A 13627-nucleotide genomic window follows, 5' to 3' on the forward strand; every position below is an offset into this window, starting at 1 on the left:
AGTGATAGAACCGAGAAGCCTGGGCCAGCACCAACTCGCCAGAAACCGAGCCCAAATAAATAGCCGCTTCCGCCAGGCTGTTGGTAATCGCCGGCCGAGCCGCCGTCGGCAAGGGCAGGGTGGTCGAGCGATTCTCATGGTCGGTCCACACCACCGAATCGCCCGACACAGAAAGCCTGTGCGCCAGCGCATGACTCCAGCCAAAACCCAAGCCGCAATCCACTTCCACCGCACTGGTGCGGTACAAGCGCGTCCACTCGAACGGCAAGATACCGTCCAGCGCGCCATCGGTCAGGGTCAGCAGTTCCTCGCCGGTGACCATCGACACCGGGCAACCGTTCGTAACGGTTTTATCCGCAGAAGCCGCCGCATCGCCCTTCGGGTTCGACGCCACGGCCGGCACATCATCCACCGACTCGTGGCGCACCAACGCCGTACGTTGCGTCTTATTGCGCACCATCGGCACCGCGTTCGAAACCAGCGTATCGCCCGCCTTCAACGGCGCCACCGGCACCGCTTTGATCGGCGTCGCCGCACTCCCCAGCAGCACCGGCTTGGCCGTCTGCACATGGGTTTCCAGCCCAGGCCCCGGCACCTGCCTGGCCAGCAACTCCAACAGCGCCCGCGCCCGCCCGGACTTGATAGAGCTCAACACCTGAGCCCCCAGCCGAAGCTGCACCCCCAACCCCCGCGTAGCCCATATCAGCAACAGGTTTATCAGGACTTCGCCAGTGATCTCGCCCAACAGCTCATACATCTCGGGCGGCGGCAGCAGACGTATCCAGCTGACCATCGCCGACAAATAGATAAACAACAGCGGCTCATCACTGAGCACCAGAAAGCCTTGGGCGAGTGTGTCCTTGCCCAGTTTCAGCAGTTCATCGAGTTCGGCCTGGGAAAGGTACTGCAGCAGCTTTTCGCTGTTGGACTTAAGGTTCGCCAGCAGGTCGTACAGCTCGGTGATGTTGTCCCACAGGTTGTAAAACGCCTGGCCAATCCCGCTTGCAAAGGCCGCACCCTGTTTCGCGCTGCGCTTGAAGGGCGGGGCTTTGGCAAAATCGGCCCATTGAGGCTCGAAATGCTCGCGCCATTGCTTGCGCAGATCCGCTTCCAGCCCGACGATCACCGACTGGTAGGACGCATACAGCGCCTTGACGTGATCCTTGGAAACATTGGGGTAGAAAGTGACTCGGTATCGCTGGTCGCGAGTACATTCAGGCACTTCAAGCATGCCGCTGGGGCCGATGGTGCGGTGCAGCGGCGCGCCAAAGGGCGTGCCGTCCGGCGCAATGGCTTGCAGCGTGACCGGCGTGTTGCCGATGGGGACGAAGCGCGTGCTCTCGAACAGATGCACCAGGGTCAGCCCACCCTGGGCCTTGCATTGAGCGACGGTGCGACTGGGCGTGTCGGAAGAGATCGGCGCAACCAGTGCGACCTCGTCCCCGACCTTGAACACCTGCTCGACTTCCAGTGCCGAGCCACTGAAAAAGCTGTCGGCCCAGGCATCGAACGTGTTCAGGCAATTGCGCAAATCCCGCAGCACGCGTTCAACATCCGGCGCTTCGGGGTCCATGGGTGCCAGGACGAAGCTGGCCAGCGCCGGAATCAAAACACAGCCCCAATAACCGGGGCCCTAACGAAAAGAACCATCTGCAATCCCTCGCACTGAATAATCAGGCGAGGGACTTTGCAGCGGGTCACAGGTAAAAGAAGTCGGCGCTATTCGCGGGGATGGCGAAGAAGTTTCGTTTTAACCTCAGGTATGCTGCGGCATGGTTGTAGGAGTCGGATTACGGGCTGAACGGTCCTACAGCTTCAACTGCCCAATCGCCTTACTCAATTCCCCCGCCAACGTCGCCAGTTCATTACTGGTGGTCGCCGAATCCACGGTCTGCTGTACGGTGTTCTCGGTTACATCACGAATACTCACCACGGCGCGGTTCATCTCTTCGGCGACATGGCTCTGCTGTTCGGCGGCCACCGCAATCTGGGTGTTGCTCTCACGCATCTGCGCCACGGCGCCGGTGATTTCGGCGAGTGCGGCGCCGGCTTCCTGGGCCTGTTGCACGCAGTCATCGGCCTTGAGCGAGCTTTCCTGCATGAAGTCCACCGCGTCGCGGGTACCGGCTTGCAGCGCCGAAACCATGCGGGTGATTTCGTCGGTGGAGCTCTGCACGCGCTTGGCCAGGTTGCGCACTTCGTCGGCGACCACCGCAAAGCCACGGCCCATTTCGCCGGCGCGGGCAGCTTCGATGGCGGCGTTGAGGGCGAGCAAGTTGGTCTGTTCGGCGATGCTGTGGATCACCCCGACCACGCTGTTGATTTTCTGGCTGTCTTCGGCGAGTTTCTGGATCATCTCAGCGGTTTGTTGCACACCGGTGGACAGTCCGGCAATCGAACGTTGCACACGTGTGACCACTTCCTGGCCGCTGCCGGCGAGGGTATCGGCGGTTTGCGAGAGGTCGCGGGTGGCGCCGGCGTGCTGGGCAATATGGTGGACGGTGGCGGTCATTTCGTTGATCGCCGTGGCGGCCTGGTCGGTCTCGCTTTGCTGGCCGAGCATGCCGTGCTGCACCTCGTTCATGCTGCTGGCCAGGCGGGCGGCGCCCTCGTCCAATTGCCGGGCGGTCCGTGCCACGGTATTGACCACCCGCTGGTAGCCCGCTTGCATGGCATTGAAGGCGCTGGCCATCTGCCCAACTTCATCCTTGCAGGCCAGGGGCACCCGGGCGGACAGGTCGCCGGTCTTTTCTACATGGAGCATCACGTCCTTGAGGGTGTTGAGCTGGCTGAGCAGGAAGCGGATCAGCAGTTGCGAGGCGCCGAGCATCGCCAGCATCAGGACCGCCACCGCCACCGCATAGTTGACGAAGCGTTCGCCGAACACCTGGCGCAGGCTTGGCGCGTAGGCGAGTACGGCGACTTGTTGTCCGTCTGCACGGCGGATGACCTCGGCGCCCACCAGCGGGTTCACGCCGAACAAGGGCAGGTGACTGAGCTCGACCCAGCCGCTGGCGCCTTGCAAGGCGGACAGATCCTGGCCTGCCCGTTTTGGCGCCTGGTCGCGGGTGAAGGTCAGCCAGTTCTCGCCAGTGGGCAGTGTCTTGTCGGCCGGCCAGGTGTTGAGCAACTGCGCCTGGGCCCTGGCCGAAACCTGGGACGCCTGACTGCGGGCCTGTTGTTCGAGCTGGACGGCATACAGCACCAGCAGCAACGTGGTGATGAAAGCGACCGCGTTGACGGCCCAGAATTTGTACTTCAGTGAGATATTGCTAAGCCAGGCACCCATGGAGGTTTTCTCTGATAGCGGAAACAGCATTGGCAAGGTGCCATTATTGTGCCGCTACTCAGGAACGGGTTTTTGACATGGGTCAATGCGCCGCATCACCGACGGTAGGCAAGCCGAAAAAAGCCCGGGCACAGGCGGTACTGTGCAGCGCCAGGTCTTCCAGCGTTTCATGGCGATGCAGGGCAACTTCGCGAAGCACTTCGCTCAGGAAGGCGGGCTCATTGCGGCCGTTCTTCGGTTTGGGGCGCAGCGTGCGTGGCAGCAGGTAGGGCGCATCACTTTCCAGCATCAGACGGCCGCGGGGAATTTCCCTGACCAATGGGTGCAGATGCGTCCCACGGCGCTCGTCGCAGATCCAGCCGGTGATGCCGATGTGCAGGTCAAGGTCGAGGTAGCTGAAGAGCGCCTGTTGTTCGCCGGTGAAGCAATGCACCACGGCGGCGGGCAAGTGGTCACGGTAATCCTTGAGGATCTCCAGCAGGCGCTGGTTGGCGTCGCGCTCGTGAAGGAACACCGGCAATTTCAGTTCGACAGCCAGGGCCAGGTGTTCCTCGAGGACTTTTTCCTGTTGTGGGCGCGGCGAAAAGTCCCGGTTGAAGTCCAGTCCGCACTCGCCGACGGCACGCACACGGGGCTGGTTGAGCAAGTCGCGCAAACGCTGGGCGCTGTCGCTGCTCCAGGCGCTGGCGGAGTGGGGGTGGATGCCGGCGGTGCTGAACAGGCGTTGCCCACTTTCATCAAGGCTTGTGCACAGCGCCATGGCCTGCTCGCTGCCTTCGACACTGGTGCCGGTGAGCACCAATTGCTGCACGCCGGCGGCGTAGGCCCGCTCGAGAACGGCCGAGTGCCTCTCGTCGAAACTGGGGTTGGTCAGGTTGACGCCGATATCAATGAGTTGCATGGTGCTACCTCCGCCTGCGGCCGGAAAGCATATCAGAGCTGTAGATTTATAAGAAAAACGAAGAACTACAACGCGTTATAGCTGTCTTTGAACGTCGCCAGCGACATTGTGGCGGGCCCTTTGCCTCGCCCCTGTCGTCGTTGCACGCCTTGCCAGCGCATTAAGCGCTCTGTTTCTGACGCCCGACACCTGGTTTTTAACGAAGGTGTTGGCCAGTATTCTTTCCGGAGAGCGGATGATCCGACCCGCGGCGTTACTGATGATGTGCGTGACGTTACTGCTGCCCATGGCGGCGGTCGCGCGTCTGGATGGGCCGCTGGAAGTGACCAGGCCCGGCAAGGTCCGTGACCTGGCAGAGATTCGCTCCAGTCGTACCCTGCGTGTGTTGGTCAACCAGAGCCGCAATAGCTCCGGTGAAGTGCAGGGCCAGGCCATCGGTGTCGAATACCATCGCCTGCGAGCTTTCGAGCAATACCTCAATGGCCGTGCCCGCGACGGGCAGGCAATCAACCTCAAGATCATCCCCAGGGCCAAGGACCAGTTACTTGCCGCGCTGGCCCGTGGCGAAGGCGACCTGGTAGCCCCCGGCGAACTGCTGGACGTGAAGGCCGCGCACAGGATCAGCAGCAGTGACCCGATCGCCAGCAACGTGCCGCTGTGGCTGGTTGGCGTCAAGGGTGAACGACGGTTTACCCGGTTGGAGCAATTGTCGGGCCGCACCCTGACGTTGACCACCGGCAGCGCGGCGGCGGATGCGATCAGCCAGGCCAACCAGAAACTGGCCCTGCACAAGCGCCCGCCGATCAAGGTGGAATGGGTCGACCCGAGCCTGGCGGTGGAAGACGTGCTGGAGATGGTGCAGGCCGGGATCTTTCACCTGACCATTGTTGAAAAACCGATTGCCGAGCGCTGGTCGAAAATCCTGCCCAAGTTGCGCTTTGACAAGCAGGTGGTCATCAGCGAGCCGGGCGACGAGTACTGGTTCGTGCGCCAGGATGCGTCGATGCTGCGGGCGAGCATCGATCGTTTCCTCAAGACCTACCACAGCCCATCCGACCAGGATGTGGCGTTCCAGCGTATCTATCGACGTCTCTACCAGGTGCGCAACCCGTTGGCCCGCGCCGACCGTCAACGCCTGGAGAAACTGCGCCCGGTCCTGCAAAAGCATGCGCGCGAGCAAGGCATGGACTGGTTGAACCTGGCCGCGCTGGCATTCAAGGAGTCCGCGCTGGACCCTGGGGCACGCAACAGCGGTGGCCCTACCGGTTTGATGCAGATCACACCCTCGGCGGCGCAGCGGGTAGGCGTGAACAATATCGAGAATCTGGACAGTAATGTGCAGGCGGGCGCGCGCTACCTGGCCATGATCCGGCGCAAGTTCTTTGCCAGCCCCAAGCTCAACGAGCGTGAACGCATGGCCTTTGTGCTGGCCGCGTATAACATGGGGCCGGAGCGGGTGCAGGGCATGCGCACCGAAGCCCGGCGTCGGGGGCTCAACCCCAATCAGTGGTTCTTCCAGGTTGAACGCATTGCCATGGAGCAGGTAGGGATGGGCGCCGTCAGCTATGTTAATAGCGTCAACAAATACTATCTGGCGTTCGACCGGGAGCGGGAGTCCCTGGAACCGTCGGCGCCGAACGTTGCGTCGCGTAAATAATCGAATTTTTCGATGGTGATAATGCAGTTTTTCGGCTTTTATCATTGTTTAAACTGATTAATATGGCGGCCAATCAACCCCTATCTGAAAAAGGATTTACCTCGTGAGCCCATTGATTACCCGTGTCCTGTCCACTCGCGCAGGTTATGGCCTGACTGTTCTGCGCATCTTCGTCGGTATCATCTTCGCTGCCCACGGCTCGCAAAAACTTTTCGGCTGGTTCGGCGGTGGTGGTCTGGCCGGCACTGCCCAATGGATGGAAAGCATCGGCCTGGCGCCGGGCACCCTGATGGCCGTGTTGTCCGGCGGCACCGAGTTCTTTGCCGGCCTGGCGCTGATCATCGGCCTGCTCGCACGTCCTGCGGCACTGGGCCTGACCTTCCTGTCGCTGGTGGCGATCTTTTCCGTGCACATTCATAACGGGCTGTTCATGGCCAACAATGGCTATGAGTTTGCCCTGGCCCTGCTTGGCGGCTCGCTGGCGGTACTGTTCGAAGGTGCCGGCAAACTCTCGGCCGATCGCGCCATCACCCACTGATCGTTTCGCAAGGTAGGAGGCCCGCCACGTGCGGGCTTTTTTCGTTGCTCGGGATTCTTGACACTGCCCCGCCAGCTTCTCTAGGATGCTGCTCATGCGCCGATTTAAACAGCTAATTGCGGGGCGCCACTGGACTCGATGCAGTCCGACAGAACCATGCACTCATCAACAGGCACGGGTCGAAATACCGCTAAAGCGCTGGTTCGGTGTTGCCTCTCACCTGCCCGCAGACTTTTGAGGCAGAGACACGACACAATGAATGCACCACGCCCCCTGATACGCCTGGCCCCCATCACCGCGGACCTGACTCAGCGCAGCCCGAAAATCCTCCTGGGCGGCAAGCACCAGCCGACGCTGCTGCGCTACCTGGATGGCTGGCCACGTCGCACCGGGCGGCCTTCGGCGTTCCTGATCCAGTTCGTGGAAGACGGTGACTCCCTGACGCGTTTCGCCAGTAACAGCTTTGACCTCGCTGTTATCCAGGCACCGAGTGCAGGCAATGCCGAAGAGGTGATCCGCCACCTGACCCGTATTGCCCGGCAAGGGTTGATTGCCCGTCGCTGATACCCGCCGCCCGGCGATCAGCCAAAGACCACCGGCGACCATCGGCGTCGACGCAGGCAGCGATACCGTAGCCAGGCTATCAGGCACAGCATCAGGGGCACCGTCGCGATCATCAGCAGCTTTATGGTGCGTTCGAAGCGGTTTAACGGTGCATACGCCTGCGCCTTGAGGGCATGCAATTCCATGGGCAGGCGCAGGCGCTCCTTGTTAAGCGCTTGCAATTGGGTACTGGTGTCCACGACCTGGGTGCCAAGGCCTGTGGCCTTTGGATTGAGCCGTTGCCATGCTTGTTCGGTACGCTCAAGACGACGTTCCAGTTCCGCTGCCTTTTCCCGATAGGCCTGTGCGGCAGCTTCGCGCATGGGCTCAAGGGTGCTGAGCGAACGCGACGTGATGTGCGGGCGAATATTGGCAAGTAATGCGGGCGCCGCCAGGTTATCCAGGGTATTGAGTACGAACCGCAGGTTGTTGTTGCCCGTTGCCTGGCTGACAGCGTCGGCGAGTACATCGGTATCGGCAACCACCACGACCTCGATCCGGGCAGCCTTTTGCAAGCCGGGCGGCTGTCCGCTCAATCCGTCAGGAAATGCCGAATAGGCCGGCCCCTCGAGACGCGCGGCGATGACATGGCGCTGGCCTGAAGTGGAGGCTTCGTCAATCAGCGCGTCGAACTGCGTCGTTGAAGCGAAGCGCTCGGCGTCCAGCAGCGCAGACTGCCGAGAGCTTTGCAGCAGCGGGGTGAATGTCTTGCGATTTTTTCGTGCGCGCAAGATCGCGCCACTGCTTGATACGCTCAGGCTGTCGAGTTTCCAGGTGCTGATATCCTGAGCATTCATTGCCTGTCGTGGCAGTTTCAACCTGGCGGGGTGCAGTACGGTGGGCATGCCCGGGCCGAGCGATGCCGACGAGGCATACAGGCTGTCGACCAGCAGCTTGTTCGTGGGCATGCGTATGCCCCAGGCGTTCAACAGGCCATCGAGCCTGGAATCTACCGATACGGCTTCAGACCCCATCTCGCTTACCGGGTCGATGAAGATCATCAGCTTGCCGCCCCTCAGGACAAACTGTTCCATGGCGTAAAGCGCTTGTTCGGCCAGCGCCCTCGGTTGCACGACCATCAAGCTACCTATCGAGTCAGGCACCTGGGAGATGTTGGAGGCCAACTCTGTCAGGTTGAAATGCCCGCGCATCTGCTCCATCAGTTGGCTGGCGGACTCATTCAACGGCAACCCGGACAGCAGGCCGACACTGGGCCGTTGAGGGTGCATCAACCTATAGATCAGTTGGCTGATCTGATACTCGAGCAGCGGTTCGTCCACCGGGTTAAACGCATCGATGCGTTGCATACCCTGGCCGGCACGCGTGCCTATAAGGCCAAGGAATCCTTGTGTGTCATCCAGGCCGAACAAGCTGGCTTTGTAGGCATCTTCGGAAAAAGGGGTTGGATCAATAATGTGCAGGTTGATCATGCCGTTGGCGGCCGCTTCGAATTCCTGAAGCAGATCCGCTATGCGTTGGCCGAAGCGTTTCACGGTTCGGCTTTTCCTGGGTGCTGTGAGCGAGTTGAAGTAATACAAGTCCAGTGGGCTTTCAAGCGTCGCGAGCAACTGCTGCGTCGAGGGTGATAACGTATGAATTTTCTGTCGTGAAAAGTCCCAGCGGGAATCGGGTAGTTTGTTTAGCCAGACCAGGTTGAATGCCAGGAACAGTAATAATATGACGGCCAACGTCATACCCACACGAAGAGCGGATCGCATCAGCGACTTTCCTTAGCTGTTTTTATAGTTGAGTGTAACGATGGTTGCAGAAAGGAAGGCAACGATCATGCTGACAAAATATAAACCGTCATGCAGTGTTATTTTGCCGTTGTCCATTGAACTGAAACGGGATATCGGGTCAAGTTTCATGATGCTGTCAACTATCCAGATTGGCGCTTGATGTTCAAGCGCATCCAGGACCGAAGACAGCCCGCTGATGGTCAGCAGCAAACCCAGGGTGAGTAAAAAAATAATAATCCGCTGGTGCGTGAGTGCACATATAAAGCAACCGACCGATAGGTAACTTCCCGCCAGTAGCCAACTTGCCAGAAATTGTGATGCGATCACCCCGTTGTCGGGCGTTCCCAGAAAATGCGCGGCCGCCACTATAGGAAAATTCAACAACAGGGCAATGCTGCAGACAACCCAGGCTGCGAGGAATTTTCCGATCACGCGTTCTGCCGAGGTGAGGGGCAGGGTTTTCATCATGTCGCAAAAGCCGATGTTGCGTTCATCCGACCACAGTTGCATTGATAGGCTGGGTATCAACAGCAGGTAGAGCCAGGGGTGCAGTTCGAAAAAAGCCTGCAAGTCACTGCTGTCGCGCTCCATCCAGCGGTGGGTATACAGCCCCAGCGTCGCACAAAGCACCAGGAAAAACGCCACGCTCAGGTAGGTGTGCGGGGTACTGGCATAGCTGGCGAGTTGGCGTTTGAATATGAGGGGCAGCAGTTTCAAGAGGATACCTCGTGGCTCAGATGGTGAACGACATCGTTCAGGCGACCTGGCTCCAGATGCAGTGACGTGATGTTCCAGCCGCGATGGGTGATGAGTGAATTGATGGCGGGGAAGATGGCGTGCCCGGGCATGGCCAGAACCGTCACCTTGCCTGGGTTTTGACGGTCTTCCTCGATGCCGGCCACGCCGGGCAGTACGGCAAGGGCGAGTAGATCCACGGGCGGATCCGCTGCGAGCGTCACCGCTTGGAAGTGCCGGGAGCAGCGCTGCAAGTCCGCCAGCGAAGAGTCGGCAATCAGTCGTCCGCCCGCGATTACCAGGGCGCGGGTGCAAATCTCGGACAGCGCGTCGTAATGGCGGGAGGCGATGATGATGCTCATTTCTTCGTTCATGGACTGAACAAGCGCCCTGAATTTGAGCTGTTGCTCGGTGTTCAGCCCTTCGGTGGGCTCGTCCAGGAGGAGGACGCCGGGGGAGTGCAAAATGGCTTGTGCAATCGCGACGCTGCGCTTCAAGTCAAGGCTGAGTACATCGATGGGGCAGTTGAGTATGGGGTACAGCTCCAGTCGCATGGCGACCCGGTCGACGTGCCGGCGTTTTTCGGCCCCCCTGAATCCTCGAGCGGCGGCCACAAAGTTGAGGATGCTTTTGACCGACAGCGTGTGATGGGTTATGCCCCCCTGGAGCTGGTGACCGACGGCTTGCCTGGCGAGAGTTGAATGGGTTTGGGTACTCAGGCCCTGAATGCTGACGTGCCCACTGGTGGGCCTGGCCATGCCGGAAATCAATTTCAGCAACGTTGTTTTACCGGCGCCATGCTCTCCCAGCAATCCCACGCATTCATGGCGTTGGGCGCAGAACGAAAAGTCGCTTATCACGCTTTTCTTGCCCAGGTACTTTGTCAGGTTGCTGACTTCGATCATAGGTTTACCGAATCAATTGGGCGGTGCCTGAAGAATGTTTAGTTGTGGTGTCGATGCATTAAAAAGATTACGTTCAATACCTGCTCTTGGGAACGCTGGGCTCACTTAATAAGTAAAGTCCTACGTTTGATTTGATAATGCGCTGAAACAATTGTGTTGTTCTGAATACTTAATAATGGTCGGATATTTGTCTGACATTTATATAAGGTTTTCTTTTTGCAATGAGGCCTGACTGCCATGATGCTTCTACGTACCCTTGTTCTTGAGCGCAGCGGCGAGGATGCTCCCGTCAACGGCGCACTGTTGTGCGGCTTTGCGGTCGAACAGACATCCTCCAACTTCCTGGTATATAGCCTTGATGAAGAAGCCGAACCCGGTCATTCCAGGGTGTATATCGCCGCCTTGCGCAAAAAACTCGAACGGTATTTTCTTGGCGGGGTTGAGTCCAAGGAGGACTTGCAAGTAGCGATGCAAGTCTTTAAGCAAATTCTGATGATGGCGGCGGCATCCGGCAATAAGGACACTGCCGTCACCGAGTCTCAGGTTCCGTTTCACTTCATTGATTTGAAAGGCTGCAGATTGCCGCCTGCCAGGCCCGAAGATCATCACTCAGTGATCGTCAAGAAAGCCCTGGTGATGAAGGTGATTACATTGGGCATGTCCGCCCCCGCTGCGCCTGCCATCGAAAGCAGCGCGGTCATCGTGCCGTCGATCCGCTTTTCATCGCAAATGGTTGCACCGCCGCGGGGCAAGAGTGAGCCGGAGCCCGTCCCGACGACTGTGGATCAAGTGTTTGTTGAAGAGCCGCCGCATCCGCCGGTCACGTTACCCGAAGTGGCGCGGATGCCCGTCGAACCCAGCGCGCCGATTGCTCAGGCAGAACCCATCGAAATACCGTCGCAACCCCGCTCCTCCAGGGAGAATACCTCCATTCTCGAGATAGACAGCACGCTGAGCAATCTGGCCAGGGTCGCCCAGGAACTGACACAGAAGAAACAGGCTGTCATCGAGCGCGAAGAGATGCTCGAACAGTGGCAGACTCGATTGCAGCAACAGCAGGATCAGCAGGATGAAAGAAACCGGGCGTTAGACCAGCACCATTCGCGCCTGCAGGAGCAAGCACTGGAAGTGAGCCAAAAGACCGAAAAGATGGTGTTGATGATGTCGCAGCTATCGCTGATGCGACAGCGCCTGCAAGGCACGCTCGTTGAACTGGACCAGGTCCTCGACGGGCAGGGCTGAGTCACTGTCGCGCTGGATACTTTGCGCCGTTGATTTATGATCGATCCCCGCCGGCCGACGCCAGGGTATGATGCCCTGGTCGGTCGACACTATTGGACATTGCCTGGGGATGTACGCGTTTGAGTACCAAGCTGATAACCAAAGAAGGCCATGAAGCGCTGAAAAAGGAGCTGGACTACCTCTGGCGTGAGAAGCGCCCGGACACCACGCGCAAGGTGACATGGGCAGCTTCCCTGGGTGATCGCAGCGAAAACGCGGATTACCAGTACAACAAGAAGCTGTTGCGTGAGATCGATCGGCGGGTGCGCTACCTGCGCAAACGCCTCGAAGATATGCGCGTGGTGGAATACATGCCCGAGCAGGAGGGCAAGGTGTTTTTTGGTGCGTGGGTCGGTGTCGAAAACGAGCAGGGCGAGACCAAGCGTTTCCGCATTGTGGGTTATGACGAGATCTACGACCGGATGGATTACATCTCTATCGACTCCCCCATGGCACGTGCGCTGCTGCGCAAAGAGGTAGACGATGAAGCCATCGTACAAACCCCCGGCGGTGAGGTGTGCTGGTGGATTACCCGGATCGAATATGTGAAATAGCAACTGATGGCCCTTGCCGGAGCAAGGGCCATCAGTGTTTCAGCCCTCGCGCAGTACCGTCAGCGGGCTGGCGTTGAGCGCACGACGCGTGCCGAACACCCCGGCGGCACCGATCAGCGCCGCACCGATCAGCGGCAACAGCAGCAGCCAGGGGTGAGGGTGCCAGGTCAGGTCAAAGGCGTAGCGGTACAGCACCCAGGTCACCAGTTCCGTGCCCAGTGCCGCCAGCAAACCGCTGACCGCCCCCAGCAGGCCGAACTCGATGCGCCGGGCCTTGACCAGCAACCTGCGCTCGGCACCCAGCGCACGCAGCAGCGCCCCTTGGCGGATGCGCTCATCCAACGTGGCCTGCAAGCCGGAAAACAGCACGGCCATGCCGGCAGCGAGCACGAACAGCAGCACGTATTCCACCGCCAGGGTCACCTGGGCAAGGATGCTGCGCAGTTGTTCCAGCAGCGCCTCGACCTGCAGGATGGTGACGGCCGGGAAGGCGCGGGACAGGTCGACGATCTGTTGGTCATGCCCAGGCGCCAGGTAGAAGCTGGTCAGGTAGGTGGTCGGCAAATCCTTCAAGGTGCCCGGCTGGAAGATCATGAAGAAGTTGGGCTGGAAGTTGTCCCAGTTGATGGTCCGAAGGCTGGTGACCCGTGCCTCGCGATTCTCTCCGCCAATGGTGAAGACCAGATGGTCGTCGAGCTTGAGCTTCAGGCTTTCAGCCACCTTGGCTTCCACCGAGACCCCAGGCACGCCATCGCCCGGTTGCGCGGTCCACCAGCTGCCCGCCGTCAGTACATTACCTTGGGGTAAATCGGCGGCCCAGGTCAGGCTCAGGTCCCGTTGCACCGCGCGGTCACCGCTGGAGTCCTTGCTGACAATCTCCTGCACGGGCTCGCCGTTGATGCTGATCAGCCGGCCGGGTATGACGGGGTACAGCGGTGCCGATTGCGCCTGCACGTCCAGAAGGCGCGCGCCAAACGCCTCTTTGTCGGCCGGCAGGATATTCAGCGCGAAGTAGTTGGGCGCATCCTTGGGCAACTGGTTCTGCCAGGTGTCGAGCAGCTCGCCGCGCAGCAGGGCGATCAAGCCCATGGACAGCAGGATCAAGCCAAACGCCAGGGACTGGCCGGCTGCCGCCAATGGATGGCGCAGCAATTGGCCCAGGCCCAGGCGCCAGGGCAGGGAGGCCCGTGCGAGTAAGCGGCGCAGGCTTTGCAATAACAACAGCAGCAAGCCACCGAGGATCAATGCCGCCACCACGCCGCCGCCCAGTAATGCGAAGGTCAGCACCAGATCAAGGCTCAGTCGCCACATGATCAGGCCCAGGGCAAAGAGCGCCGCGCCGTACACCATCCAGGTGCTCGAGGGGATCGGCAGCAGGTCGCGACGCAATACCCGCAACGGCGGCACCCGGCCCAGCGCGGCCAG

General features: G+C 59.9%; 12 protein-coding genes. 5 read left to right on the forward strand and 7 right to left on the reverse strand.

What is annotated here, in order from left to right; genetic code table 11:
* The 3 genes from BFP89_RS04915 to BFP89_RS04925 form a co-directional block, all read right to left on the reverse strand.
* On the reverse strand, positions 1-1609 hold a 1609-nt coding region (locus BFP89_RS04915), incomplete at its 3' end, for a DUF6531 domain-containing protein (RefSeq protein WP_256097316.1).
* Between the two features lie 198 nt (positions 1610-1807).
* A complete protein-coding gene (locus BFP89_RS04920) occupies positions 1808-3289 on the reverse strand; it encodes a methyl-accepting chemotaxis protein (RefSeq protein WP_065884447.1) in 1482 nt (493 codons plus the stop codon).
* Between the two features lie 82 nt (positions 3290-3371).
* Complete coding sequence (locus BFP89_RS04925) at positions 3372-4190, reverse strand: TatD family hydrolase (protein WP_065884448.1); 819 nt, start codon at positions 4188-4190, stop codon at positions 3372-3374.
* A 235-nt stretch (positions 4191-4425) separates the two neighbouring features.
* Here BFP89_RS04925 and BFP89_RS04930 point away from each other — a divergent pair, with 235 nt between their 5' ends.
* The 3 genes from BFP89_RS04930 to BFP89_RS04940 all read left to right on the forward strand — a co-directional run bounded on the left by BFP89_RS04930 (position 4426) and on the right by BFP89_RS04940 (position 6949).
* On the forward strand, positions 4426-5847 hold the full coding sequence (locus BFP89_RS04930; RefSeq protein ID WP_065884449.1) for a transglycosylase SLT domain-containing protein: 1422 nt from the start codon (positions 4426-4428) through the stop codon (positions 5845-5847).
* Between the two features lie 103 nt (positions 5848-5950).
* The gene (locus tag BFP89_RS04935; protein WP_065884450.1) at positions 5951-6385 is read left to right on the forward strand and encodes a DoxX family protein; all 435 of its coding nucleotides are present in this window, start codon (positions 5951-5953) and stop codon (positions 6383-6385) included.
* 255 nt (positions 6386-6640) lie between these two features.
* A complete protein-coding gene (locus tag BFP89_RS04940; RefSeq protein WP_065884451.1) occupies positions 6641-6949 on the forward strand; it encodes a hypothetical protein in 309 nt (102 codons plus the stop codon).
* 17 nt (positions 6950-6966) lie between these two features.
* Here BFP89_RS04940 and BFP89_RS04945 read toward each other — a convergent pair whose 3' ends face one another.
* From BFP89_RS04945 to BFP89_RS04955, 3 genes are read right to left on the reverse strand one after another with little or no spacing between them, the layout of a single operon-like run.
* A complete protein-coding gene (locus tag BFP89_RS04945; protein WP_065884452.1) occupies positions 6967-8706 on the reverse strand; it encodes a Gldg family protein in 1740 nt (579 codons plus the stop codon).
* Positions 8707-8718: 12 nt separating this feature from the next.
* A complete protein-coding gene (locus BFP89_RS04950) occupies positions 8719-9444 on the reverse strand; it encodes an ABC transporter permease (protein WP_065884453.1) in 726 nt (241 codons plus the stop codon).
* On the reverse strand, positions 9441-10367 hold the full coding sequence (locus tag BFP89_RS04955; protein WP_065884454.1) for an ABC transporter ATP-binding protein: 927 nt from the start codon (positions 10365-10367) through the stop codon (positions 9441-9443). Before BFP89_RS04955 ends, BFP89_RS04950 begins: the two co-directional genes overlap by 4 nt.
* Before the next feature lie 237 nt (positions 10368-10604).
* On the opposite strand from BFP89_RS04955, the gene BFP89_RS04960 reads away from it, so the two are divergent.
* Both BFP89_RS04960 and greB read left to right on the forward strand, forming a co-directional pair.
* On the forward strand, positions 10605-11609 hold the full coding sequence (locus BFP89_RS04960) for a hypothetical protein (RefSeq protein WP_065884455.1): 1005 nt from the start codon (positions 10605-10607) through the stop codon (positions 11607-11609).
* A 119-nt stretch (positions 11610-11728) separates the two neighbouring features.
* Positions 11729-12202: a transcription elongation factor GreB gene (gene greB, locus BFP89_RS04965; protein ID WP_065884456.1), complete on the forward strand. Its 474-nt coding sequence runs from the start codon at positions 11729-11731 to the stop codon at positions 12200-12202.
* Between the two features lie 39 nt (positions 12203-12241).
* On the opposite strand, the gene BFP89_RS04970 is transcribed toward greB, so the two are convergent.
* Positions 12242-13627 (reverse strand): ABC transporter permease (locus BFP89_RS04970; RefSeq protein WP_141689034.1); only part of this gene is annotated, 1386 nt, incomplete at its 5' end.

This window comes from Pseudomonas sp. 31 R 17 (assembly GCF_900004915.1).
Taxonomy (GTDB): Bacteria; Pseudomonadota; Gammaproteobacteria; order Pseudomonadales; family Pseudomonadaceae; genus Aquipseudomonas; species Aquipseudomonas orientalis_A.

Excerpts from the sequence above, each read along its gene's own strand:
- BFP89_RS04920 (WP_065884447.1), bottom strand. The coding sequence starts at position 3,289 with ATGGGTGCCTGGCTTAGCAATATCTCACTGAAGTACAAATTCTGGGCC.
- BFP89_RS04925 (WP_065884448.1), bottom strand. The coding sequence starts at position 4,190 with ATGCAACTCATTGATATCGGCGTCAACCTGACCAACCCCAGTTTCGAC.
- BFP89_RS04930 (WP_065884449.1), top strand. The coding sequence starts at position 4,426 with ATGATCCGACCCGCGGCGTTACTGATGATGTGCGTGACGTTACTGCTG.
- BFP89_RS04940 (WP_065884451.1), top strand. The coding sequence starts at position 6,641 with ATGAATGCACCACGCCCCCTGATACGCCTGGCCCCCATCACCGCGGAC.
- BFP89_RS04945 (WP_065884452.1), bottom strand. The coding sequence starts at position 8,706 with ATGCGATCCGCTCTTCGTGTGGGTATGACGTTGGCCGTCATATTATTA.
- BFP89_RS04955 (WP_065884454.1), bottom strand. The coding sequence starts at position 10,367 with ATGATCGAAGTCAGCAACCTGACAAAGTACCTGGGCAAGAAAAGCGTG.
- BFP89_RS04960 (WP_065884455.1), top strand. The coding sequence starts at position 10,605 with ATGATGCTTCTACGTACCCTTGTTCTTGAGCGCAGCGGCGAGGATGCT.